General features: G+C 64.0%; 16 protein-coding genes and 1 pseudogene. 10 read left to right on the top strand and 7 right to left on the bottom strand.

Annotation, left to right across the window (positions count from 1 at the left end; all coding sequences use genetic code 11):
- Window positions 1–331 precede the first annotated feature (331 nt).
- The 3 genes and pseudogenes from ACSQ22_RS13200 to ppc all read right to left on the bottom strand — a co-directional run bounded on the left by ACSQ22_RS13200 (window position 332) and on the right by ppc (window position 7,998).
- Window positions 332–3,373 carry an RHS repeat-associated core domain-containing protein gene (locus ACSQ22_RS13200; protein WP_436130671.1) on the bottom strand — a complete coding sequence of 1,014 codons (3,042 nt, stop codon included), beginning with the start codon at window positions 3,371–3,373 and terminating at the stop codon, window positions 332–334.
- Window positions 3,374–4,168: 795 nt separating this feature from the next.
- Window positions 4,169–4,795 (bottom strand): annotated as a pseudogene (locus ACSQ22_RS13195) (DUF6531 domain-containing protein); the annotation flags it as partial.
- A gap of 413 nt (window positions 4,796–5,208) precedes the next feature.
- Entirely contained in the window at window positions 5,209–7,998 is a 2,790-nt protein-coding gene (gene ppc / locus ACSQ22_RS13190) for a phosphoenolpyruvate carboxylase (RefSeq protein ID WP_436130573.1), read from the bottom strand.
- 132 nt (window positions 7,999–8,130) lie between these two features.
- Here ppc and hemC point away from each other — a divergent pair, with 132 nt between their 5' ends.
- From hemC to ACSQ22_RS13155, 7 genes are all read left to right on the top strand, one after another.
- Window positions 8,131–9,069, top strand: coding sequence for a hydroxymethylbilane synthase (hemC, locus tag ACSQ22_RS13185; RefSeq protein WP_436130572.1), 939 nt, complete (start codon window positions 8,131–8,133; stop codon window positions 9,067–9,069).
- Between the two features lie 11 nt (window positions 9,070–9,080).
- Window positions 9,081–9,893, top strand: a complete 813-nt coding sequence (locus ACSQ22_RS13180; RefSeq protein ID WP_436130571.1) for a uroporphyrinogen-III synthase — start codon at window positions 9,081–9,083, stop codon at window positions 9,891–9,893.
- The gene (locus ACSQ22_RS13175) at window positions 9,890–11,035 is read left to right on the top strand and encodes a uroporphyrinogen-III C-methyltransferase (protein WP_436130570.1); all 1,146 of its coding nucleotides are present in this window, start codon (window positions 9,890–9,892) and stop codon (window positions 11,033–11,035) included. The genes ACSQ22_RS13180 and ACSQ22_RS13175 overlap by 4 nt, the downstream gene beginning before the upstream one ends.
- Window positions 11,036–11,199: 164 nt before the next feature.
- Window positions 11,200–12,477 (top strand): heme biosynthesis protein HemY, encoded by a 1,278-nt coding sequence (locus ACSQ22_RS13170; protein WP_436130569.1) that lies wholly within the window; start codon window positions 11,200–11,202, stop codon window positions 12,475–12,477.
- Window positions 12,478–12,815: 338 nt separating this feature from the next.
- Window positions 12,816–13,394: a cytochrome b gene (locus ACSQ22_RS13165; protein WP_436130568.1), complete on the top strand. Its 579-nt coding sequence runs from the start codon at window positions 12,816–12,818 to the stop codon at window positions 13,392–13,394.
- Between the two features lie 95 nt (window positions 13,395–13,489).
- Complete coding sequence (locus tag ACSQ22_RS13160) at window positions 13,490–14,065, top strand: YceI family protein (protein ID WP_436130567.1); 576 nt, start codon at window positions 13,490–13,492, stop codon at window positions 14,063–14,065.
- Window positions 14,066–14,152: 87 nt separating this feature from the next.
- Window positions 14,153–14,731, top strand: coding sequence for a YceI family protein (locus tag ACSQ22_RS13155; protein WP_228899928.1), 579 nt, complete (start codon window positions 14,153–14,155; stop codon window positions 14,729–14,731).
- A gap of 126 nt (window positions 14,732–14,857) precedes the next feature.
- Here ACSQ22_RS13155 and ACSQ22_RS13150 read toward each other — a convergent pair whose 3' ends face one another.
- Window positions 14,858–16,609: an ABC-F family ATP-binding cassette domain-containing protein gene (locus ACSQ22_RS13150; protein ID WP_436130566.1), complete on the bottom strand. Its 1,752-nt coding sequence runs from the start codon at window positions 16,607–16,609 to the stop codon at window positions 14,858–14,860.
- A gap of 215 nt (window positions 16,610–16,824) precedes the next feature.
- On the opposite strand from ACSQ22_RS13150, the gene ACSQ22_RS13145 reads away from it, so the two are divergent.
- A complete protein-coding gene (locus tag ACSQ22_RS13145; RefSeq protein ID WP_055401646.1) occupies window positions 16,825–17,445 on the top strand; it encodes a VOC family protein in 621 nt (206 codons plus the stop codon).
- Window positions 17,446–17,598: 153 nt separating this feature from the next.
- Here the strand turns inward: ACSQ22_RS13145 and ACSQ22_RS13140 are convergent, their stop codons facing one another.
- The gene (locus ACSQ22_RS13140) at window positions 17,599–19,464 is read right to left on the bottom strand and encodes a M48 family metalloprotease (protein ID WP_436130565.1); all 1,866 of its coding nucleotides are present in this window, start codon (window positions 19,462–19,464) and stop codon (window positions 17,599–17,601) included.
- Window positions 19,465–19,742: 278 nt separating this feature from the next.
- Here ACSQ22_RS13140 and ACSQ22_RS13135 point away from each other — a divergent pair, with 278 nt between their 5' ends.
- Together ACSQ22_RS13135 and galU are read left to right on the top strand one after the other, a co-directional pair.
- The gene (locus tag ACSQ22_RS13135) at window positions 19,743–22,640 is read left to right on the top strand and encodes a valine--tRNA ligase (RefSeq protein WP_436130564.1); all 2,898 of its coding nucleotides are present in this window, start codon (window positions 19,743–19,745) and stop codon (window positions 22,638–22,640) included.
- Window positions 22,641–22,737: 97 nt separating this feature from the next.
- On the top strand, window positions 22,738–23,625 hold the full coding sequence (gene galU, locus ACSQ22_RS13130) for a UTP--glucose-1-phosphate uridylyltransferase GalU (protein WP_055401640.1): 888 nt from the start codon (window positions 22,738–22,740) through the stop codon (window positions 23,623–23,625).
- A gap of 99 nt (window positions 23,626–23,724) precedes the next feature.
- On the opposite strand, the gene ACSQ22_RS13125 is transcribed toward galU, so the two are convergent.
- Both ACSQ22_RS13125 and ACSQ22_RS13120 read right to left on the bottom strand, forming a co-directional pair.
- Window positions 23,725–23,952, bottom strand: a complete 228-nt coding sequence (locus ACSQ22_RS13125) for a sulfurtransferase TusA family protein (RefSeq protein ID WP_010459874.1) — start codon at window positions 23,950–23,952, stop codon at window positions 23,725–23,727.
- A gap of 5 nt (window positions 23,953–23,957) precedes the next feature.
- Window positions 23,958–24,536, bottom strand: a complete 579-nt coding sequence (locus ACSQ22_RS13120; RefSeq protein WP_055401638.1) for an NUDIX domain-containing protein — start codon at window positions 24,534–24,536, stop codon at window positions 23,958–23,960.
- Window positions 24,537–24,621 lie beyond the last annotated feature (85 nt).

The following is a 24,621-nucleotide window of genomic DNA, read 5'->3' as shown; positions in this document are numbered from 1 at the left end:
ACCCCACAGCTTTAGCGGCTGGCAGGGGTGGCGGGTGGCTTTTTTTGTGAGTAATAGACCTCAGTGCGTGGCTACCTCAAGACCTGGGCCGCACACGGCATCACGGCTTCGGCCTCTTCCAAATGGCATGGGCAACAATTGCGACTCCTATCAGGAACCACGATATGCCTCCCGCCAAGAACTCGTAGCCGCTCGGGAGTAGCAACTTGAACACGTTGTCTACCCAGCAACTCGTGCGGCACATTCGCTGACCGCTCACCATGAGCGCCAGTCCAATTGATACGGCTGTGAGCCCAATTCCAATTTCGACCTTATTCATAGAGCAGTCCTGCTAGCGAAGGGAGCGCCACATACGGCCTAACTGTCCATCGCTGCGGCGATATTTTCCAATTGTGTCCAGCACATCGTTCCGATCGGCGCTGGGCGGATTGAACACTGGGCCGAGATTTGTTTGAGTGCACTTGCACCCGCTTGGGGCGTCATCCTGGTGATAGGCCGCAGGCAAGAAATCGGTCGGAGATTTCCCCGGAGTACAAGAGTTTTCACTGCACTCCCACCGCAAGCAACGGAGCCGGTAATCGCCCTCATCCGGATTAGGTGTGAACATCTCAGCACCTGACTCCCAAGCAGACTGATTGCCCTCGCCAGTAGGCCGCTCAAATGAGCCTGGGCCATGTCTACGCCACTGTCTGCGGTTGTATGCATTGCCGCCAGGAGCGGCGGGCCTCGCAGACCTCAACCCCTCGGGATCGACGAACAAAAGTGGATTCCCCCCCACATACCCAAACCGATTCCATCCCCCATCCAGCCCAATAGGATCCCCTTGCGTATACCGCCCCGTGCTCGGCGCGTACGTGCGGAAATAGTTGTAGTGCAGCTTCGTCTCTTTGTCGAAGTACTGCCCCGGATACCGCAGGTTGAACGTGACTTCCGGGATGCTGGTGGCGCCCGTGGTGGGGGTGGTGGTCTCGCTGGTGAATCGCTTGGCCCCGATGGTGGGCTGTTCGTCTCCAAACGCACTGTACGCCCATTGCCAGGCCACCTGGCCGTCGGGCTGGGTGAGTTTTCTTGGCGTGTTCAGGTGGTCGCTGTGGACGGCGTAGGTCTGGCCTTTGATCACTGCCGCTATCGGCATGGGGCCGCTGGCGGTGGGTAAATAGATGTATTGGGCGGTGCCGCTGCTGTTGCTGCCGCCCGAGCCGTATTCGCCCAGCAGGCTGCCGTCTTCTGCGTAGATGTAGCTGTAGCCCAGTTTCTCGGCATCGCTGGTGCTGGGGCTCCAGAGTTTGCTGAAGAAGCTGAGGATTTGCTGGATGAGGCCGGGTGGCTCGGCCTGCGGTTCGTCGTCGTCGGCCAGCAGGTTGTTGAGGTTTTTGTTGCTGCTGCCGCTGGCCGGGGTGCTGCTGTACAGCGGCTCTGTCTTGAACACGCGCTGGCCCAGGCCGTTGTGGGCGTATTTGGTGGTGGGGGCGTCTTCGCCCTGGCCGGTGCTGGCGCTCTCCATGCGGCCTTCGCTGTCGTAGCGGTAGGTGGTCAGGCCGTCGCCCAGCAGGTCGCCTGCGGGGTTGTATTGGTAGGTGACGCTGGTGTTGGCGGTGTTGCCACCGGTGCTGGTGGTTTGGCTGAAGCCCAGCAGGCGGTTGTGGCTGGCTTCGCTGCTGTAGGTGCGGCTGGTGGTGGTGCCGGCTACGTTGCGGGTGCTGCTCTTTCGGTTCCCGTTGGGGTCGTATTGGAAGGCGGCGGTGTCTGCCGGGGTGTTGGCCGCCGTGGTTCGGGTGAAGCCGGTGATGCGGCCGGCTTTGTCGTACAGCACGGTCCAGCTGGCAGTGGCCTGGGTGATGGTGGCGTCCTGCGGGTTGGTGCTGGCGGGTTGCCACAGGTTTTGTGTGATGCCGTTGATGCGACCTGCGGCGTCGTACTGGTAGCTGCTGAAGTCGGTGGCGGTGAGCTGGCCTGCGGTGTTGTAGCTGCGGGTCGCCGGGATGGCGGCCGCGCCACCGGGCAGGCTCCAGCTCCATCCGGTGGGCTGGCCCAGAGGGTTCCAGGTGATGCCGGTAACCAGCGGTTGGCCTGCCCAGGTCAGGCCGGTGAGTTGGCCGGTGGTGTCGTAGACGTTTTGCAGCACTTGCCCACCGGGGTAGGTGGTGCTGGCCAGCAGGCCCTGGGCGTTGTAGGCGTAGCTGACGCTGCGCGTGTCGCTGTTGATGAGGCGCTGGGTTTTTTTGGTGACGCGGCCGTGGGCGTCGCGCTCGTAGGTGGTGGTGCCGCTGGGGTCCACGATTTCGCCCAAGAAGCCTTTGCCCGTGGCCGTGAGGTCGTAGCGCAGGGTGGTGGTGCGCCCGTCGGCATGGGTGATGAGCGTGGGGCGACCCAGCAGGTCGCGTTCGATGGTGGTGGCCTGGCCCAGGGCGTCGGTGATGGTGCTGGGCAGGCCCAGGGCATCGTACTGGGCGGTTTCGGTGCCGGTGTCGGGGCTGGTTTCGGTGGTGGCGTTGCCGAGGGCGTCGCGGGTGTAGGTGGTGGCTATGCCTTTGAAGTCCTTAGCCTGGGTGACGCTGTCGAGGGCGTTGTAGGCAAGTGATGCTGTCGCACGTTCGGCATTGGTGATGGCCTTGGTGCGGCGCAGGACGTCCAGGCTTTGGCTGGTGCTCTGGTTCTCGCCGTAGTAAATGCTCACCAGTTCACCATTTTGGTCATAGCCAAAGGTGGTGGTTTGGTTGCCCAGGGTAACGCGTTCCACCCGATTGAGGCTGTTGATGGTGCGCGCCAAGCGCCATACCGTATGTCCTTGGGAACTACGAATGTCTTCCAGCGTGCGATTGCCCATGGCGTCCAGCGTGTAGGCACCCGAGTTGCCCCGGCTATCGCTCCAGCCTGTGAGGCGCTGGGCGGTGTCGTAGGTGTAGGTGACGACAAGGCCGTGTGGCAGGCTGGCGGTGGCGACCTGGCCGCTGGGGCGGTAGGTGAGTGTGGTGAGCTGCCCACCGCGGTTAACGGTAAGCATGCGGCCACGGGCGTCATAGGTGTAGGTGGTGACCAGCCCCGTGGGCGCAGTGTGGGTGAGCACGCGGCCTGCGCCGTCGTGGGTGTAGCTGTCTACATGGCCCAGTGCGTTGGTGGCGCTTGTCAAGTTGCCTGCACTGTCGTACTGGTAGCTGGTGGTGGCTCCATTCGGGGCTGTTTCGGTGGCGACAAGACCATTGGCGTGATAGGTCCAGCTGGTGGTGCGGGTGGTGCCGGAACCACCGGAGCCCCCACCGGTGTCAGAGATGGTCTGGCTCAGGGGGTTGCCCTGCACGTCATAGGTGTAATGGGTGACGCGCCCAGATTCCGTGATGGCTACCGGCAGGCGCCACAAAGAATGCCAGGTCACATTGGTTGTGCGCTGGTCTGCAGTGTCGGCCGCTTCAATTTTCGATGTTGGCAGATAGCGAGCAACGTCCCACGAGTGCTTGGTCACTACACCAAGAGCATTTGTGTCGCTTACTACAAGCCCTTTTTCATTAACGGTGCGCCAGCGCGCATCGTAACCATCAAGACTTATGCGCGATGAACTTGTGACATTGATTGCGCCGCCTTTCACAGAAAACCAATAATCACGGAATTGACCCAACGGATCTTTCACCCGAGTATATGGATTCGCCCCATCATAGTACGAAAAGCCATAAGAATTCACACCATCAGGCTGAGAACTGCTTATAGCCCTTTTTTTATCATCATAAGCATATTCGCCAAATATATTTCCATTTTCATCATATATCTTTGCAAGAAGCGGAGATTCTCCAGAGCCAGTGTACGCATAGCTGCGAGAACTACCATCAGGATAAACTACTTGCGACAAATTACCAAATTCGCCATAAATATAGCGTATCAGTCCACCACCGGGAGTCAAAATCGAAGCCGGACCATTCGTTCCATAAGTTATTTCAATCTGCCTACCAAATTCATCCTGAATTCTTGCAATTTCACCAAAGCTATAAAAATACTTTCTCCTCCACCCATTGCGATAGATCACCTCCTGCAGCAGCCCATCCTGAAAAACCCAGCGACTGCCGTCCTCAGCATGCTCATATAAAAATTTTCCGTCGAGCAAAATTAAAGTACTCGCATGTCCACTGGGAATCCATCGCGCAGGGCTTACGCTATTGTCTGCTGTGAATCTTCTCAATGATCCGTCTGGGAGACGAATCGCCTTCTGATTGTTTGTTACTGAATTCAGGTATGCCGAAAAAGACAATTGCCATGCGTTGCCAATCAAACCATTTTTTTGTTCTGCCCAATCTGTACGGTAAAGGCGCGCAACACTGAGGCCACGTCCAGAAGGGTCGATCCAATCGTATTCGACTTGGAATTTCTCCCCGGTAGCCGTCTCAACTGGATTACCAAACAACAACCCATCTTGATATCGTTCAGTTGCTGGATTTCCGAAATAAAAAGCACCTGTACCCTCTCCAAAAACTGCCGCACTGCAGGATTTTTCGACAGGTTGTTGCTCAGAATATCTGTAGCAAAACTTGATCGACGGGCTCTCAACCAAGCCATCATTGCCAATAAAGCCTTGTGGGCAGCGCAGAAAACGTTGCCTATATATTAATGGTGCTTGCTCCCCATCACCAATACATGTCAAATTTGAAGTGGGACTTGCAATATCCCAAAATTTGAATTTCAAAAATGGGGAATCTGGAACCTCAACATAAGTTACCGCTGGCAGGTGAGGGAAATATTGTTTTGCTTTCCACCCATGGGCGGTGGCAGTGTACTTGGAGCACCGGCTTCCCAGCCTTTGCGGGGGCATGCCAAAAGACTCCAAGACGCTGATCTCACAATTCAAGACGACTGCCTCACCCCCTTCCGACTCCGGAACACCCAATCCGCGCTCTCCAGAGCAATTGCCGCTGATAGTCGAAAAATAACGCCATTCTGTTGGAATGGGCGGCACACAAAGGGCTCCGGCCTTGTTGCAGTCATCGGCACTAAAAAGCCATGTTGGGTTTTGATAAGCGAATGCCTGCCCAAAGAAATATATAAAAATAAAACAAACTTTAAGCAAGCTTTTCAACATGGCGTTTAGGCAACCAAGATACGTTGACAAGATTTGAATCGTTCCGCACGCACAAAATCGTTCGGCGGAACAATTTGCATTTTTAAAAGTAGCACACAAAACAAGGGGGCTGCTGCAATTTAAAACCGCACAGATCTTCTGGGAAATCACCCCGTATTCCTCAACCCCGCAGCAATCCCATTAATAGAAATGTGAATCCCCGTCTGCACCCGCTCATCCCCCTGCCCCGCGCGCCAGCGGCGCACCAGCTCGACCTGCAAGTGGTGCAGCGGGTCGATGTACGGGAAGCGGTGCTTGATGGAGCGGGCCAGCGCCGTGTTGTGTGTGAGGCGCTGTTTGTCGCCGGTTATGCGGGTGAGGGCCTCGGCCGTGCGGTGCCATTCGGCCTCGATGCTGGTGAAGACCTTCTTGCGCAGGCGCGCGTCGGTGACGAGTTCGCTGTAGCGTGAGGCCAGGGCCAGGTCGCTTTTGGCCAGCACCATGTCCATGTTGGACAGCAGGGTGCGGAAGAACGGCCATTGGCGGTACATCTTTTGCAGCAGGGCCAGCTGGGCTTTGGGGTCTTTGCCCTCCACGTTCACAAACGCATCGACGGCCGAGCCAAAGCCGTACCAGCCGGGCAGCGTGAGGCGGCATTGGCCCCAGCTGAAGCCCCAGGGGATGGCGCGCAGGTCTTCGATCTTCTGGCTGGCCTTGCGGCTGGCGGGGCGGGAGCCGATGTTGAGCTCGGCGATCTCGCGGATGGGGGTGGAGTTGAAGAAATACTCGGTGAAGCCGGGCGTCTCGTACACCAGCGCGCGGTAGCTGCCCATGCTGGCCAGCGAGAGCTGCGCAGCAGCATCCAGAAACGCCTTGGTAGCGGGCTTGGTGGGCTGCAGCAGTGTGGCTTCGAGCGTGGCGGCCACCAGGGTTTCGAGGTTGCGGCGGCCGATTTCGGGGTTGGCGTATTTGGAGGCGATGACCTCGCCCTGCTCGGTCAGGCGAATCTGGCCGCGCACGGTGCCGGGCGGCTGCGCCAGGATAGCCTGGTAGCTGGGGCCGCCGCCCCGGCCCACGGTGCCGCCCCGGCCGTGGAACATGCGCAGCTGGATGCCATGGCTGGTGGCGAGTTCGTCGAAGAGTTCGACGAGGGCGATCTCGGCGCGGTACAGCTCCCAGTTGCTGGTGAAGATGCCGCCGTCCTTGTTGCTGTCGCTGTAGCCGAGCATGATGTCCTGCTCGCCACCGCTGCGCTGCACCAGGGCTGCCACGCCGGGCAGTGCATAGAACTCGCGCATGATGGGCGCGGCATTGCGCAGGTCTTCGATGGTTTCGAACAGCGGCACCACGATGAGGTGGTTCTTGGACTCGGTGTCCAAGGTTCCATTCATCAAGCCCACTTCCTTTTGCAGCAGCAGCACTTCGAGCAGGTCGCTCACGGTTTCGGTGTGGCTGATGATGTAGTGGCGGATGGCTTCGTGGCCGAAGCGCTCGCGCATGACGCGGGCGGTTTCAAAGATGGCCAGCTCGCCCTTTGTATGGGCAGAGTATTCGGCACCCACCACGCGCAGGGGGCGGGCGTCGTTCAGCAGCTTGATGAGCAGGGCGCGCTTGGCGGCCTCTTGCAGGCTGGCGTAGTTGGGCTCAATGCGCGCCTTGGCCAGCAGCTCGGCCACCACTTCTTCGTGTTTGTCGGAGCTTTGGCGCAGGTCTACCGTGGCCAGGTGAAAGCCGAACACCTGCACGGCGCGGATCAGCGGGTGCAGGCGCTCTGCGGCCAGGGCTTCGCCGTGGTGCGACTTCAATGACGCTTCGATCACGCGCAGGTCGGCCAGGAACTCTTCGGCGCTGGCGTAGGCGTTTTGTGGGGCCACGGCATGGCGGGCGGCCTCACCACCGGTCAGGTCCTTGAGCGACGCAGCCAGGCGCGCGTAGATGCCGGTGAGGGCGCGGCGGTAGGGCTCGTCCACGCGGTGTTCGTTGGTGTCGGGCGAGCGCTGGGCCAGGGCCTCCATCTCGGCGGACACCTGCACCAAGCGCGCCGACAGCGACAGCTCGCCGCCCAGGTAGTGCACTTCGGTCAGGTAGTGGCGCAGGGCCACCTCGGCCTGGCGGCCCAGGGCGTATTGCAGGGTTTGCGCGGTGACGTTGGGGTTGCCGTCGCGGTCGCCGCCGATCCACTGGCCCATGCGCAGAAAGCTGTGCACGGGGTACTGGCCCAGCTCGGCCTCCAGGTCGGCATAGATTTTGGGGATCTCGCGCAGGAAGGTGGCTTCGTAATAAGAGAGCGCGTTTTCGATCTCGTCGGCCACGGTGAGCTTGCTGTAGCGCAGCAGGCGGGTTTGCCACAGCTGGGCCACGCGGGCGCGCAGCAGGGCTTCGTTGGCGGCCAGCTCGCGCGGGGTGAGCGCGTCTTTGGCGCTGTTGTAGAGCTGGGCGCGCACCTGGATGTCGTCGCGCGTGGCCAGCAACTGGGCGATGTCGCGCTCGGCATCCAGAATGCTCTTGCGCTGCACTTCGGTGGGGTGGGCAGTGAGCACGGGGGCCACGTAGCTGCCCGCCAGCGTCTGCGAGATGGTCTTGGGCGCAATGCCAGCCCAGCGCAGGCGCGACAGGGCTACTTCGATGCTGCCCTCTTGCGTGTCGCCCGCGCGTTCGTGCACGGCGCGGCGGCGGATGTGGTGGCGGTCTTCGGCCAGGTTGGCCAGGTGACTGAAGTAGGTGAAGGCGCGGATCACGCTCACCGTCTGGTCGCCCGACAGGGACTTGAGCAGCTTCTTGAGCGCGCGGTCGGCCTCCTGGTCGGCGTCGCGGCGGAAGGCCACCGAGAGCTTGCGCACCTGCTCGACCAGTTCGTAGGCGGCCACGCCCTCCTGGTCCCGGATCACATCGCCCAGAATACGGCCAAGCAGGCGGATGTCGTCAATCAGGGGCTGGTCCTTGTCGGATCGTTTCATGGTGCGTGGGTCTCCGGAGGTGGGTAGGTGACCTGGCGCCGCCTGCCCCCGCATCCCCCGGGGCGCACCGGCCCCAGTGCGGGCGCATGCTAGCATCGCCCGCCCCTGAATGATTACAAACAGGTTACGAACTTGAGCCTCGCCCATTCCCCCCTTTCCATCGTCATTGCCACCCGAGAGAGCCGCCTGGCGCTATGGCAGGCCGAGCATGTACAGGCTCTTTTGCGCGCACAGGGCCACACGGTGGAGCTGCTGGGCATGACCACCAAGGGCGACCAGATCCTGGACCGCTCGCTCAGCAAGGTGGGCGGCAAGGGCCTGTTTGTGAAAGAGCTGGAAGTGGCGCTGGAAGAAGGCCGCGCGCACATTGCCGTGCATTCGCTCAAGGATGTGCCCATGGAGCTGCCCGAGGGTTTTGCACTGGCCTGCGTGATGGAGCGCGAAGACCCACGCGATGCGTTTGTCTCACCCAACTACCCGAACATTGATGCCCTGCCCCAGGGCGCGGTGGTGGGCACCTCCAGCCTGCGCCGCCAGGTGCTGCTGCAGGCCCTGCGGCCCGACCTCAAGATCGAACCCCTGCGTGGCAACCTCGACACCCGCCTGCGCAAGCTGGACGAAGGCCAGTACGACGCCATCGTGCTGGCGGCTGCGGGCCTGAAGCGCCTGGGGCTGGAATCCCGCATCCGCGCCACGTTTGCGCCCACGGCCATGCTGCCCGCAGCGGGCCAGGGTGCCTTGGGCATTGAAGTGCGCAGCGACCGGCAAGACCTGATCGCAGCGCTGGCCCCGCTGGCCCACCAGCCCACCTGGCTGACCGTGGCCGCAGAGCGCGCCGTGAGCCGCGCCATGGGCGGCAGCTGCTCCATGCCGCTGGCAGCGCACGGCACGTTCACCGAGGGCGTACTGCAGCTCGACGCCGCCTGGGGCGACGTGGACGCGCAGGCCCCCCTGGTGCGCGCAGCGGCCAGCGCCGCCGTCTCCACGCTGGCGCAGGCCGAAGCGCTGGGCGACGCGATTGCGCAGCGCCTGCGTGCCGGTGGTGCCCGGGGCGCCGAACCCCTGGTTTGAACGCGCATGCCATGCCCCGGGTGATCGTCACGCGGCCCGCCCGCGAGGCTGCGCACTGGGTCAAGCTGCTGGGCGCGCGTGGTGTGGATGCCATGGCCCTGCCGCTCATCGCCATCGGTCCCTGCCGTGACGCGGCAGCAGAGCAAGCACTCACCCAGGCGCATGCCCGGCTTGCACAGTACCGGGCCCTGATGTTTGTCAGTGGCAATGCGGTGTTTCATTTTTTTGAGCCAAATAAGGCCCTAGCGCTTGATGGACAAGCGCTAGCAGCTATCAAAACAAGAGCATGGGCTCCGGGCCCCGGCACGGCGCGTGCGCTGGAGCAGGCCGGTGTGCCGCCTGGCTGCATCGACGGCCCGGCACCGGATGCCCCCCAGTTCGACTCGGAAGCGCTGTGGCAGCAGGTCTCTGGGCAGATCCGGCCTGGCGACTGCGTGCTGATCGTGCGCGGGAGGTCCTCCACGCCCCAGGGTGTGCATGAAAGCCTAGGCAACGGCCGCGACTGGCTGGCGCGCCAGATCGAGGCAGCGGGCGGCACGGTGGAGTTTGTGGTGGCCTACCAACGCGGCGCACCGCATTTTTCAGCGCACGAGGTGGCGCTGGCGCAACAGGCGGCGTGCGATGGCTCCATCTGGCTGCTGAGCAGCTCTGAAGCCGTAGCCCACCTGGCCGAAGCCCTGCCCGGCCAGCACTGGGGCGCCGCGCACGCGCTGGCCACACACCCGCGCATCGCCGAAGCGGCCCGCGCTGCGGGCTTTGGCACCGTGCGGGAATGCCGTCCAGCGCTGGAGGATGTGGTGGCCTCGATAGAATCGGCCGCATGAGTTCCGCGCCCCCCAACGATCTGCCCCCCGCACCCACCGCAGCGCCCATGGCGGCACCTGCCGCGGCATCTGTGGGCGCACCGGCCGTGGGCCCGGCAGCCGCGCCCGCCCCTCCAGCACCTACCCCGGGCCGGGGTGGCGCCGTCACGCTGCTCCTGGGCGCGGTGGCCGCTGCCGCGCTGGTCAGCAGCGGCATGCTGTGGCAAAAGCTCAGCGCCATTCAAGAGCAACTGGCCCGTCAGTCCGCAGACTCGGGCGCGCAGGCCATCGAGGCCCGCACCATGGCCCGCCAGGCCGAAGAACTGGTGCGCGAGACAGCCGCGCGCCTGTCGGTGGCCGAAGCGCGGGTGAGCGAAGTGGCGCTGCAGCGCAGCCAGCTCGAAGAACTCATGCAAAGCCTGTCGCGCTCGCGCGACGAGAACCTGGTGGTGGACATCGAATCGGCCATCCGCCTGGCGCAGCAACAGGCGCAGCTCACCGGCAGCCTGGAGCCCCTGGTGGCCGCGCTCAAAAGCGCCAACCAGCGCATCGAACGCGCCGCCCAGCCCCGCCTGGCCCCCGTGCAGCGCGCCATTGGCCGCGACCTGGACCGCCTGACCCGCGCCACCGTGACCGACACCGCCGGCCTGCTGGCCCGTCTGGACGACCTGGTGCGCCAGGTGGACGAGCTGCCCGTGCTGAACGCCGTGGCCCAGGCGGCCGCCACACGCCGCCTGGCAGCCACACCCGCTCCCACAAACACACCACCGCTCAACCAGGGTGACCTGGCTTGGTGGCAGGCAGCCTTGCAGCGCAGCTGGGAAGTGGTGCGCGACGAGGCCCGGGGCCTGGTGCGCGTGAGCCGCATCGACCAGCCCGAGGCCATCTTGCTGGCGCCCGAGCAGACGTTTTTCCTGCGCGAGAACCTCAAGCTCAAGCTGCTCAATGCCCGCCTGGGCGTGCTGGCGCGCCAGTTCGAATCGGCCCGCGCCGACCTGGCCGCCGCCAACGCTGCGCTCAACAAATACTTTGACCCGGCATCGCGCCGCACGCAGAACGCTGCCAGCACGCTGCAGACCGCCCAGGCCAGCATGAAAGCGGCCGAGCAGCCGCGCCTGGACGAAACGCTCTCTGCGCTGGCAACAGCTGCAGCCGGAAGATGACACACCCCCTGAGTCGCTTCGCGCCTTCCCCCTCTCTCGCATTGCTGCGCAATGCGGGAGGGGGACGCCCCCAGCGCGGCGGGGCGGCCCTTGCGCGGGGGCAATGGCCTTGGTCGCGCCAGTTTCAGCAATTTGCGCACAGCGCAACGGACAACTGAACTGATATGCGAGCAGCTCTTTGGCTTTTGGCGTTGTTTGGCGTGGCGGTGGCCGCCGCGCTGTTTGCGGGCAACAACCAGGGCACCGTCACCCTGTACTGGCCGCCGTACCGCATCGACCTGTCGCTGAACCTGGTCGTGCTGTTGCTGGTGGGCGGGTTTGTCACCGTGTACGCCGCGCTGCGCGCCCTGGCGGCGCTGCTGGAGCTGCCCCACCAGGCCCGGCGCTGGCGCGTGCAGCAAAAGGAGCGCGCCATGCACGCGGCCTTGCTGGACGCCCTGACGCACATGCTGGGCGGGCGCTTCATCCGCTCGCGCAAGGCTGCGGTGGCTGCGCTGTCGCAAGAAAACGCGCTGGCCACCGCTGGCGAGGCCGTGCCCCACGGCCGCCAGTTGCGCGCCCTGGCCCACATGATTGCGGCCGAGGCCTCGCACGCGCTGCAAGACAGCGCCACGCGCGAAAGCCATCTGCAGGACGCCCTGCAAGAGGCACCGCTGCGCGGCACCGTGAACGAGCAGGAAATGCGCGAGGGCGCCCAGATGCGTGCCGCCCGCTGGTCGCTGGACGACCGCGATGCCAACGCTGCGCTCGACCGCCTGGCCGCCCTGCCGCAAGGTGCCGCCCGGCGCACGCTGTCGCTGCGCATCAAGCTCAAGGCCACGCGCCTGGCACGCCAGACGCAGGAGGCGCTGGACACCGCACGCCTGCTGGGCAAGCACCGCGCCTTCTCGCCCGCTGCGGCCCAGAGCATCGTGCGGGGCCTGGCCATTGAACTCATCAACAGCGCACACGACACCGCGCAGCTGCAGCAGACCTGGATGTCGCTGGAATCGTCCGAGCGCAGCATGCCCGAGCTGGCCATCCACGCCGCACAGCGGCTGGCAGCCCTGGGCGGTGACGCGACGCAGGTGCGCGCCTGGCTGCTGCCCGTGTGGGACCGCATGGTGGACCTGCCCGACGCGCTGGCCGAACACCATGCGCTGAAGCTGGTGCGCGCACTCGAAGCCGGGCTGGACGACCTCGACGCCCCCTGGCTGGCGCGCATCGAATCGGCCTACCAGGGAAATCCCCGCGACGCCCGCCTGCAGTACCTGGCGGGCATGGCCTGCCTCAAGCACCAGCTGTGGGGCAAGGCCCAGCAGTTGCTCACACAGGCGGCGCAGCAGCTGGGCGACAGCAGCCTGCGGGCCAGCGCCTGGCGCCACTTGGCCGAGCTGGCAGAAAAACGTGGCGACGACGGCGCCGCCGCCGAGGCCTGGAAGAAGGCCGCGCTCGGCCGGTAAACGGCCTTCTTTGCAAGGCTGCGCCTTCCAGGCGCAGCCCTTTGCGTAAAAAAGCCCGGGCCGCAGCGCTCTGGGCCGCACCGAACCAGGGCATCCCTGGTGAATCCGCCGCCCTCACACCCCATCGGATACACGCTGGTGCAGCGTACACAGCATTGGGGAACTTTGAGCGCTCAGGCCTTATCAATTCATTTTTTTTGAATTGAAGCATCAATCTGCCTGAAGCCGAATGCGGCAACGGCTTCCTACACTGCCCCATCGCTTGACGCATGTCAGCCCCGAACGGGCTGGCAGGTTCGCCCAGCCCCCTGTTTGCCAGACCCTCCCATTCTTTCCTGATGACTGCCACCGCCACCCGCACCGCTGCCGACGCACCGCCCCGCCGCTATACGCGCACCGCCATGCTTTTGCACTGGGTGCTGGGCCTGGCACTGATCGGGCTGTTTGGCGTGGGTATTTACATGACCGGGCTGCCGTTCTCGCCGCAGCGGCTCAAGCTCTACAACTGGCACAAGTGGGCGGGGGTCACCATCCTCGTGCTGTCGGTGCTGCGCCTGCTGTGGCGCGTCACGCACCGCCCTCCCGCGCTGCCGCCAGCCATCGAAAACGCCATGCCGGGCTGGCAAAAGCTGGCGCACCACGCCACGCACGGGCTGCTGTACACGCTGTTTTTCGCCGTGCCGTTGATTGGCTGGGCCTACAGCTCGGCAGCAGGCTTTCCCATCGTGTTTCTGGGCCTGTGGCAGTTGCCCGACTTCGTGCCCGTGAGCAAGGAGCTGGCCGAGGCGATCAAACCCTGGCACCAGTACACCGCCTTTGCGATGGCGGGCCTGGTGCTGCTGCACATCGCAGGCGCGCTCAAGCACCAGATCGTGGACCGCGATGGGCTCATCGCCCGCATGCTGCCGGGCAGATGAAACACCCCTGAGTCGCGTGCATGGCGGGGCAACGCACCGCCCTCCAGATCATGGATCTGGTTTTCACTTTCTGTCTTTTGAACGGAGTTTTTTGCATGAACCTGTCTTCCCACCTGTCTCGCACCCTCCTGGTGGCCGCCGTAGCCTTGAGCGCGCAGGCCGCACTGGCCCAGCAGCAACTGGTCCCCGCCCAGAGCGAGGTGCAGTTCACCGCGCGCCAGATGGGCGTGCCGCTGGATGGCCATTTCAAGAAGTTCAGCGCCCAGGTGGCGTTTGACCCCGCCAAGCTGGCCACCAGCAAGATCGCCTTCACCGTAGACACCGGCAGCGCCACACTGGGCTCGCGCGAAACCGATGCCGAGCTGCCCAAGCCCACCTGGTTCAACGTGCCCAAGTTCCCGCAGGCGCAGTTCGAATCCACGGCCATCAAGGCGCTGGGCGGCGGCAAGTTTGAGGTGGCGGGCAAGCTCACCATCAAGGGCACCGCGCAGAACGTGGTAGTGCCGGTGACGTTGACCCAGAGCGGCCCCACCACCACGGCCACCGGCACGCTGCCCATCAAGCGGCTGGCTTTCAAGATTGGCGAGAACGAGTGGGCCGACACCTCGATGGTGGCCGACGACGTGACCGTGAAATTCAAGCTCGCACTGACGGGCGTCGGCAAGCTTTGACCAGCTTCTGGCTCCAGCTACGCCTCTTTCATCCTCCGTTTTTCCCCTGGTTCGTTTCGTAGTTCCTCTTTTCAAGGAGTCTTTTTCATGCGCAAGTCCCTCTTCTCCCTGCTCGCCGTGGCCGCTGCCACCGCAATGACCGCTGGCGCTGCCCAGGCCGCCAACTACGCCATCGACCCCACGCACACCTTCGTGACGTTCGAGATCAGCCACTTTGGCGCCACCACCAACCGTGGCCGCTTCGACAAGAAGCAAGGCACTGTGGAATTTGACCGCGCCGCCAAGACCGGCAAGGTGGACATCACCATCGACACCACCTCGGTGAATACCGGCACGCCTCCCTTTGACAAGCACCTGCAAAGCGCCGATCTGTTTGACGCCGCCAAGCACCCCACGATCAAGTTCGTGTCCGACAAGTTCAGCTTCAACGGCGACAAGGTCAGCGAAGTGACCGGCCAGCTCACGCTGCTGGGCAAGACCGCGCCCGTCACCCTCAAGGCCACGCAGTTCAACTGCTACGACAGCCCCATGCTCAAGCGCGAAGTGTGCGGTGGCGACTTTGAAACCACCATCGACCGCACCCAGTGGGGCATGAACTACGGGGTGGAATGGGGCTTCCCCAAGAACGTGCGCCTGGTGGTGCAGATCGAAGCTGTGAAGCAGTAATCCACCATCGGCAGGCACGCGGGCTGCTTGCCCCTGAAGGGCGGCTGCTGCGCGCCAAACCCACGGGCCACCCCTGCGTTCACGCAGCGGGTGGCTTTTTCATGCACGCGCACTTCGCCAAGAGTGTCAGGCAGCGTCCAGCGTGGCATCCAGATTCCAGCCTTGCGGCTGCCATGCCCACACCACATCAGGCCCAAGCGCACGCAGGAAGGTGACGTCGTGCGACACCACGGCCAGCGCGCCCGTGAAGGCTTGCAAGGCGGACTGCAGCGCTTCGATGGCATCCACATCGAGATGGTTGGTGGGCTCATCGAGCAGCAGCATTTGCGCGGGCTCGCCCGACCACAGGGCGCTGGCCAGGGCGGCCTTGATGCGCTCTCCACCGCTGAGCACGCCCGCAGGCCGCTGCACTTTGTCCGCGCCCAGGCCAAGCTGCGCCAGGTGCGTGCGCAGCGCCGCTTCGGGCAGGGGCGTGCCGAGCGCCCGCAGGCGCGCCAGCACACCGTGCTGGGGTGGAAGCAGGTCGGCGTTGTGCTGGTCCAGCCACGCGGCCCGCACACCCCGCAACACCCGCCCCGCAGTGGCCAACGCAGGGTTGGCAATGGTGCGCAGCAGGCTGCTTTTGCCGCAGCCGTTGGGCCCGGTGATGGCGATGCGGATGGGCCCGTTCCAGACTCCATGGAGCGGAGGAAAGCCGGGCGGCGCATGCGGCACATGCACCTGCTCGAACGCCAGCACCTGCTTGCCCGCAGGCACGGCGCTTTGGGGCAGCACCAGCGCCGTATCGCCCCCCGCAGGAACACGCTGAGCGGCCTCGCGCACCGCATCGTTCAGCCGCAGGCGCTCCTGCTGCTGCCGCTCGTGCTCGCGACCCGCGTGGGCCTGGGCGTTGTTCTTCTTGCGGTCCAGCAGGACGGATGCCTGGTTGGCAGTGCGGCCCGCCTCGCGCCCCCGCGCGGCGCGGCTCTGCTGGGCATCGTGCTCGCGCTGCAGCGCCCGCATGCCCCGCTCGCGCTCGGTGCGTGCTTGATCGAGCGCGGCCTGGGCAGCAGCAGCCTCGGCTTGGCGCTGTGCCTCGTACACGGACCAGTTTCCGCCGTAGCGCTGCAGCCCCGCTGCAGACAACGCAACCATGTTGTTCGCCATGCCCAGCAATTCGCGGTCGTGGCTGGCCACCAGCACGCCACCGCGCCACTGCGCCAGCGACTCCATCAACCAGCGCCGACCCGGGCGGTCCAGGTGGTTGGTGGGCTCATCCAGCACCAGCAGTTCGGCGCCCGACAGAAATGCCCCCGCCAGTGCCACGCGCATGCGCTCGCCACCGCTAAGGTGCTGCGCCGCGTGTTCCGGCGGCAGGCGCCCCAAACCCAGCGCGTGCAGCGCCTGCTGCAAGTGCGAGGGCAGGTCCCACCGCCCGTCGGCCAAAAGCAGATCATCGGGCGTGCCCCGGCCCGCTTCCAGTCGGTCGAGTGCACCCAGAACCGGGCCCAGGCCCGCAATATCGGCGACGGTGGCTGAAGGGGCTGCACCGACCTCCTGCGCCACCGCGTGCACTGAAGGGCTGCCCGCCACCACACCGCTTGCTGGCTGCAGCATGCGCTGCGCAAGCTGCAAGAAAACGCTTTTGCCAACGCCGTTGGCGCCCACCAAGCCGATCACGCCTTGGCCCAGGGCCACATTCAGCGGGCGTGCCCACAGTGCCTGCCCGTCAGGCAAGCTGAATGTGACGTCGTGGAACTGAAGGACAACGGGACCCGCAGACGAAGCCACACTGCGGGGGGCGGCAATAGAGGGCCGAGGAGGGAAGGCAGCCGTCGAGGCTGCGGCAGCGCTGCGGCTGCGATGGGCGGAATCGCCCGGCATTGAAGGTGTCGCCATGCAAAAGCACTCCAGACAAGACATACAACCGCCTGGCCCGGCAAAGGGCAAGCAGGAAGGAAAGGCTTGAGGGGCTTACAGGCGCATCGGACGAATACCTCAGGGGCAAAGAAGGACGACTGCGGAATGTACCGCAATCTCCGCCCTCAAAAATTAACTTAACGTAAATCAATTACGAATAGTAGAATCACAAAACCGATTTGAGGAGACTCTGCATGAACGCCATCCTGAAACCTGATCTGGCCACCCTGCCCCCGCCCGCGCCCATCCAGCAGCTGCACCACTACGCCTACAAGGCGCGTGACGCTGAAGAAACGCGCCAGTTCTATGAGGACATCCTGGGCCTGCCGCTGTACCACATCATCCAGAGCGACTACGTGCCGAGCACGGGCGAATACTGCCCCTACACGCACTTCTTCTTCCGCCTCAAGGACGGCTCTTTCATCGCCTTCTTCGACCTGGGCGACGACGTGAAGGCAGAGCCTTCGCCCAACACGCCGCTGTGGGTCAACCACATCGCCTTCCGGGTGGACACCGTGCAGGAGCTGGAGAACACCAAGAAGCGCCTGGAAGCCCACGGCATTGAGGTGCTGGGCGTAACGGACCACCACATCTTTCACAGCATCTATTTCTTTGACCCGAACGGCATCCGTCTGGAGCTGTCGGCCCAGCTGGCCGACGAAGAACAGATGGCCAAGGACAGCACCGTGGCCCACGCCCGCCTGAACGAGTGGACGGCGCGCAAGGAGCAGTGGCGCAAGGAGCGCGCTGAAGGCAAGGCGGTGGAACCGCTCAAGCCGCAGCAGAACGACCGGCCAGAGTTCGTCAAAGGCTGACAAGCCTTTGGCGCCGCCACGTTGCACACCCAAGGTGCAACGTGGCGTCAGCGATAAAAATGCAGGTAAAAATAGCCTCTAGCGCTTTACCAACAAGCGCTAACAGCTATTTATTTGGTAGCAAAATTCCACCAACCACTCCAGCGGTAGCAATCACCCTTCTTGAGGCTGTTGCTGCTGCGCGCGCATGATCTGGTGGCGCTGCCAGTAGGCCCCCACCACGGCGTTGAACTGGTCCTTTTCCTTGGTGAGGCCGGACAGCTTGATCTTGCTGGTCTTGGCGCCCAGGCCCAGGGCGTTCTTTTCGGGGTGCGTCACGACCAGGGCATTGCCGAAGCTGCTTTCCTTGAATTCCAGCGCCTTGATGGCGTCCCAGAACACCGTGGTCTCGTCGGCCGAGGTGCGGATGCCGTCGATGCTGACCTCCACCGTGTTCTCCCCCTTGAGCGCAAACACCACGGGCGGAAAGTAGCGCAGCACCAGCGCGCGCTCTTCGTCGGTGGCGGGCTCGTAGCGGTAGGCCAGGCTGCGCTCATGGTCTTGCGCAAACTGCTGTTCGTAGTCACTCCACAGGCGCTGCTCGATCGCGTCCGCCGTCAATATCTCTTGCACCCAGGTGGCAGCGGGCGCGCGCACGGCGATGGCACCGTAGTCCTGCTCTTTCAGCGCCATGCCCACGTTGCGCAGGCGCTCGGGCATGGCGGGGTGCGAGTCAAAGGGGTGCGGCACATTGGCCGTCTTCATCGCATCCACAAAATCGCTGGACGCCGCATAGGGCGCCAGCCCCTGGGCCACAAAGCGGGCGATGCCCAGCGTGGTGGTGTCGTGCCGCTCGTTGCGGCCAAACAGCTCGTCCTCGATCTTGAAACGGTATTGCGCGTAGGCCGCGATCTTGACCAGCGACTGCGCAATGGCCGCTGGCGAGATGAGCTTGGCAGCGATGCGGTCGGCCTTGAACTCGCGCTCGCGGCTGTCGCGCGCCAGGGCAATTTCGAAGATGGTGCGGTACAGGTCCAGCACTGGCGACACCACGGCCGAGAGCCCACCGCTGCGGATCGCATGGCGGTAGTGGTCAAACTGCACCAGCTTCGGGCCCAGCCGGGCGCTGCTCTGGGTGTCGCCGCCGCGCAGGTGGGCCAGCTCGTGGCCGAACACGGCGTCGGCCTCGGCCTGGTCGAGGATGCGCAGCAGCGGCAGGCTGACAAACAGCGTGCGGCCCGTGAGCGTGTGGTTGCCCACCGTGAGCGGTGCCTCGGTCACGAAAAAGTTGGCATCGATGCCCGCCACGATGTTCTGCGGAGGCTCGGTCTTCAGGCGCTGGGCCATGTGGCGGATGCGCTTCCACAGCAGGGGCGCATCGTCTTCGGACACCAGCTCGCCCACGGCATGGTTGTCAGACTGCACGCGCTTGAAGATGCCCGCCACCGCCACAAACACACCCACCGCCACGGCCAGCCCCACGACGATGATGAGCTTGGGCGAATACTTGTGAAAGAAGAACGCCGTGACCCAGAACGACAGCCACACCGCCATCGCCCCCTGCACCACCAGCGCGGCGGCACTGCCCCAGGTGGTCAGGCGCCAGCCCGCGACAAAGCTGGTGTACTGCAGCGTGCGGTCGGCAAAGGCCAGCGCGCCCAGGCCCAGCACCGCCACCAGCAGCACGCCGCTGGCCACCAGGGTCCAGAACGACACGGCTCGCGCCATGTGGAACTGCCACACGTCGGAATAGCGCTCACACAGGGCTTCGCGGTAGTCCTGCGCGTCGGGGTCGGTGCTGCTGCAAATGGTGGACGGCGGATTGCTGCGGTAGTAATCCTTGCGCGCCTGCTTCTCGGCGGGCGGCATGCCCTTTTCAGCGTCGATGCGCTGGCTGATGCCGGCCACAAAGTTCGCGTCCTGGTCGCGCTGCGCGTAGACGGTGAACCCATAGGTCAACGCCGGGATGAGAAAAAGCGCCAGCAGCGCGTAGACAAAGACCTTGGCAAGGCCCGCGCGGAGTGCGGATGGAAGATGCATGGATGGGAACGATTGGTTGTATGTTTTTGACCCGGGCAATGCGTGGAGCCCGCCCCCCTCTCCAGGGGCCCTCTCGCTCCACCGGGCGGGATTATCAAGACGCCACGGTGGGCAGGTCGAGCGACAAGGTAACAATTGGCGAGAAATGCCCGACAGACGGAATGCCGGTGGGATGCGAGCGCAGGGGAAGACCGGCTGGCGCTCCCGTAAAATGCCCGGTCCACCCTCTTGACCGTTGAGGCACGCCCTGTGCCTGCCTCTTCCTTCTGCCAAACCCCATGAGCACGCCCCAAGCACAACCCGGCCTCGACAGCCTGTCCAAGTCCTTTGAACCCGCCGCGCTGGAAGCCCACTGGGGCCCCGAATGGGAAAAGCGCGGGTATGGCACCGCGGGCCACCGTGGCACGGGCCAGCCCCAGGCGGGCGAGCCCGCCTTTTCCATCCAGCTGCCCCCGCCCAACGTCACGGGCACGCTGCACATGGGCCATGCGTTCAACCAGACGATCATGGACAGCCTCACGCGCTACCACCGCATGCGTGGCTTCAACACCGTGTGGGTGCCGGGCACTGACCACGCCGGCATCGCCACGCAGATCGTGGTGGAACGCCAGCTGCAAGAGCAGGGCATCAGCCGCTACGACATGGGCCCTACCCCGCCCGAGGCGCGCAAGAACTTTGTGAGCAAGGTGTGGGAGTGGAAGGAAAAGTCTGGCAACACCATCACCACGCAGATGCGCCGCATGGGCGACAGCGTGGACTGGGGCCGCGAATACTTCACCATGGACGACAAGCTCAGCGCCGTGGTGACCGACACCTTCGTGAAGCTGTATGAGCAGGGCCTGATCTACCGTGGCAAGCGCCTGGTGAACTGGGACCCCAAGCTGCAGTCCGCCGTGTCCGACCTGGAAGTCGAGAGCGAAGAAAAAGACGGCTCGCTCTGGCACATCGCCTACCCGCTGGCCGATGGATCGGGCAGCCTGACGGTGGCCACCACCCGGCCTGAAACCATGCTGGGCGACGTGGCGCTGATGGTGCACCCCGAGGATTCACGCTACACGCACTTGATCGGCAAGATGGTGAACCTGCCGCTGTGCGACCGCCAGATCCCGGTGATCGCCGACGAGTACGTGGACAAGGAGTTCGGCACGGGCGTGGTGAAGGTAACGCCTGCGCACGACCAGAACGACTACGCCGTGGGCCAGCGCCACAAGCTGCCCATGATCGTGGTGCTGACCCTGCAAGCCACCATCAACGAGAACGCGCCCGCCAAGTACCAGGGCATGGACCGCTTTGTGGCCCGCAAGGCCGTGGTGGCCGACCTGGAAGCCATCGGCGCGCTGGTCGAGGTGAAGAAGCACAAGCTCATGGTGCCGATTTGCACCCGCACCGGACAGGTGATCGAGCCCATGCTGACCGACCAGTGGTTCGTGGCGATGAGCAAGGTGGGCGAAGGCGACGCCACCGGCAAGAGCATTGCGCAAAAGGCCATCGATGCCGTGGCCAGCGGCGAAGTGACCTTTGTGCCCGAGAACTGGGTGAACACCTACAACCAGTGGATGAACAACATCCAGGACTGGTGCATCAGCCGCCAGCTGTGGTGGGGCCACCAGATCCCGGCGTGGTACGACGAAGACGGCAACGTGATCGTGGCCCGCGACGAAGCCGAAGCCCAGGCCAAGGCCCCGGGCAAGACGCTGCGCCGCGATGAAGACGTGCTGGACACCTGGTACTCGTCCGCCCTCGTGCCCTTCAGCACCATGGGCTGGCCCAACCAGGGCGACAGCGCCACCGACGACTTCAACCTGTACCTGCCCAGCACCGTGCTGGTGACGGGCTACGACATCATCTTCTTCTGGGTCGCCCGGATGATCATGATGACCACGCACTTCACGGGCCGCGTGCCGTTCAAGCATGTGTACATCCACGGCCTGGTGCGCGACGCGCAGGGCAAGAAGATGTCCAAGTCCGAAGGCAACGTGCTCGACCCGGTGGACCTGATCGACGGCATTGCGCTGGAGCCCCTGCTCGACAAGCGCACCACCGGCCTGCGCAAGCCAGAGACCGCGCCCACCGTGCGCAAGAACACGCAAAAGGAATTCCCCGAGGGCATTCCGGCCTATGGCGCCGATGCGCTGCGCTTCACGTTTGCCGCACTGGCATCGCTGGGCCGCAGCATCAACTTTGACAGCAAGCGCTGTGAGGGCTACCGCAACTTCTGCAACAAGCTCTGGAACGCCAGCCGCTTTGTGCTGATGAACTGCGAAGGCCAGGACTGTGGCCTGAAAGAGCACACCAAGGAAGAGTGCCAGCCCGGCGGCCCGGCCCACGGCTACATGCAGTTCAGCCAGGCCGACCGCTGGATCAGCTCGCTGCTGCAGAAGACCGAGGCCGAAGTCGCCAAGGGCTTTGCCGAATACCGCCTGGACAACGTGGCCAACACGATCTACGACTTTGTCTGGAACGAGTACTGCGACTGGTACCTGGAAATCGCCAAGGTGCAGATCCAGAACGGCACCGAAGCGCAGCAACGCGCCACGCGCCGCACGCTGATCCGCACGCTCGAAGCCATCCTGCGCCTGGCGCACCCCATCATCCCGTTCATCACCGAAGCCCTGTGGCAGGTGGTGGCGCCTGTGGCCGGAATCCCCGGCGAATCGGTCAGCATCGCCCGCTACCCGCAGGCGCAACTGGACAAGATCGACGAGGCTTCAATAGCCCACATGGGCCGCGTGAAGGGGCTGGTGGACGCTTGCCGCGCATTGCGTGGCGAAATGAACGTGTCCCCGTCCACCCGCCTGCCGCTGTACACCGTGGGCGACACCGACTTCATGCGCGGCGTAGGCCCGGTGCTGCAGGCACTGGCCAAGCTCAGCGAGGTCAAGGTGTTTGACGACGAAGCCGCCTGGGCCGCTGCCGCGCAGGCAGCGCCTGTGGCCGTGGTGGGCGAAGCTCGGCTGGCGCTGTACATGGAGATTGACGTGGCCGCCGAGAAGGCCCGCTTGTCCAAGGAAATCGCCCGCATCGAAGGCGAAGTCGCCAAGGCCAACAACAAGCTCTCGAACGAAGCCTTTGTGGCCAAGGCCCCACCGGCCGTGATCGACCAGGAAAAGAAGCGCATCGCTGACTTCGGCGCCACGCTGACCCGCCTGCGCGACCAGCTGGGTCGCCTGGGCTGACAGAACAAAAGTGAAAGGCCGGGCAACTCTGGCCTGACACTTGCATATCCACGACGACCACAACACCCCGAATCCCTGTCTTCACTCAAGGAGTCTCATGACTGTTGCCACCACCGTTCGCAAAGCCGTATTTCCCGTCGCTGGCCTGGGCACCCGTTTTCTGCCCGCCACCAAGGCGTCTCCGAAGGAAATGCTGCCCGTGGTTGACAAGCCGCTGATTCAGTATGCTGTGGAAGAGGCTTATGCCGCTGGCATCCGCCACATGATCTTCGTGACCGGCCGCAGCAAGCGCGCCATCGAAGACCATTTCGACACGGCGTATGAGCTGGAGGCCGAACTCGAAGCCGCCGGTAAGAAGGAACTGCTGGCGCTGGTACGCTCCATCCAGCCCGACGACATGGACTGCGCGTTCGTGCGCCAGCCCCGCTCGCTGGGCCTGGGCCACGCCGTGTTGTGCGCCGAGCCGCTGGTGGGCAAGGAACCCTTTGCCGTGCTGCTGGCCGACGACCTGATGGTGGGCCCCCCAGGCGGCCAGCCCGTGCTGGCCCAGATGGCCACCGCCTTCCGCCAGCAAGGCCGCTCGGTCATCGCGGTGCAGGAAGTGCCGGAAGACCAGGTCCACAAATACGGCATCGTGGCCGGCGAGCCCGCAGGCGGCCCGCTGATCCGCATTGAACGCATCGTCGAAAAGCCCAAGGCCGATGTCGCCCCCTCGCGCATGGGCGTGGCCGGCCGCTACATCCTCACGCCCGGCGTTTTCGACGAGATCCGCAACCAGCCACGCGGCGTGGGCGGCGAGATCCAGCTCACCGACGGCATTGCCCGCCTGATGCAGCACGAAGCCGTGTACGCCTTCCAGTACGAAGGCAAGCGCTACGACTGCGGCAGCAAGGAAGGTTTTTTGGAAGCGACGGTGGAACTGGCTTTGCAGCACCCGCAGGTGGGCGCGCAGTTCCGGGAATATCTGAAGACCTTGGCGCTGTAAGCCACAGTCCGGGCTCACACTGGAAGCGCCTCAAACGCTTCCAAATTAATAGCTGCCAGCGCTTATCCATAGAGCGCTGGCAGCTATTTTTCCTTCAATCTACCGACGACGCAGGATGTGGATGTATTCCTCGCCCACCGTCTGCTGCTCCACCAGTTCGTTGCCCGTCTGCTTGGCAAACGCCTGAAAATCCCGCAGCGACCCGCCATCGGTGGCCACCACCTTCAGCAACTGGCCGCTGGCCATGTCGGACAGCGCCTTCTTGGCCTTGAGGATGGGCAAGGGGCAGTTCAGGCCCCGGGTGTCGATTTCTTTGTGAATGTCCATGGTCGTCAATCCTTTGGCGGCTGCGGCGGTTGTTCGTCCAGGCCGCGCCGCCGTTCTGCATTTTCTTCAGCGGTAAAAAACACCGGCTCGTGCCCCTTGGTGCGCAGCCAGTCGGCCAGCGCGTAGCCCGTGCCCGCCGGCCAGCATTTGAGGTCTGCCAGATCGTACAGCCGGTAATCCACCAGCTCGGGCGATAACTGAACCTGCCCCGTGGCCACCACATGGTAGGCAATGATGATCTGGTTCATGCGCAGGAACTCATAGGCGCCCACCAGGGTGGTGGACTGCACGTCGAGGTTGGTTTCCTCCTTCACCTCGCGCGCAATGCCTTCCTGGGGCGACTCGCCTGCCTCCATGAAGCCGGTGATCAGCGCGAACATCTTGCCCGGCCAGGCCGCGTTGCGCGCCAGCAGCACCTTGCCGTCGATCTCGACAATCGCTGCCAGCACGGGCGTGGGGTTGTTCCAGTGGGTCCAGCCGCAGGCGGGGCAGCGCAGCCGCTCCTTGTCGCCTCCGTCTTCGGCCAGGGTGATGGGCTGTAGCGCGGTACCGCAGTGGGTACAGTGGCGGACTTCGTAGTGCATGGTAGAGCTATTATTTTTATAGCTGCTAGCGCTTATCCATCAAGCGCTAGCAGCCAATTTCATTAAAACCTTCGAACCCGGCAGC

Source organism: Acidovorax sp. LjRoot38 (assembly GCF_964252975.1).
Lineage (GTDB): Bacteria > Pseudomonadota > Gammaproteobacteria > Burkholderiales > Burkholderiaceae_C > Acidovorax > Acidovorax facilis.
Note: the sequence above shows the minus strand (reverse complement) of the source record. Positions and strands in the feature narration are given on the sequence as shown.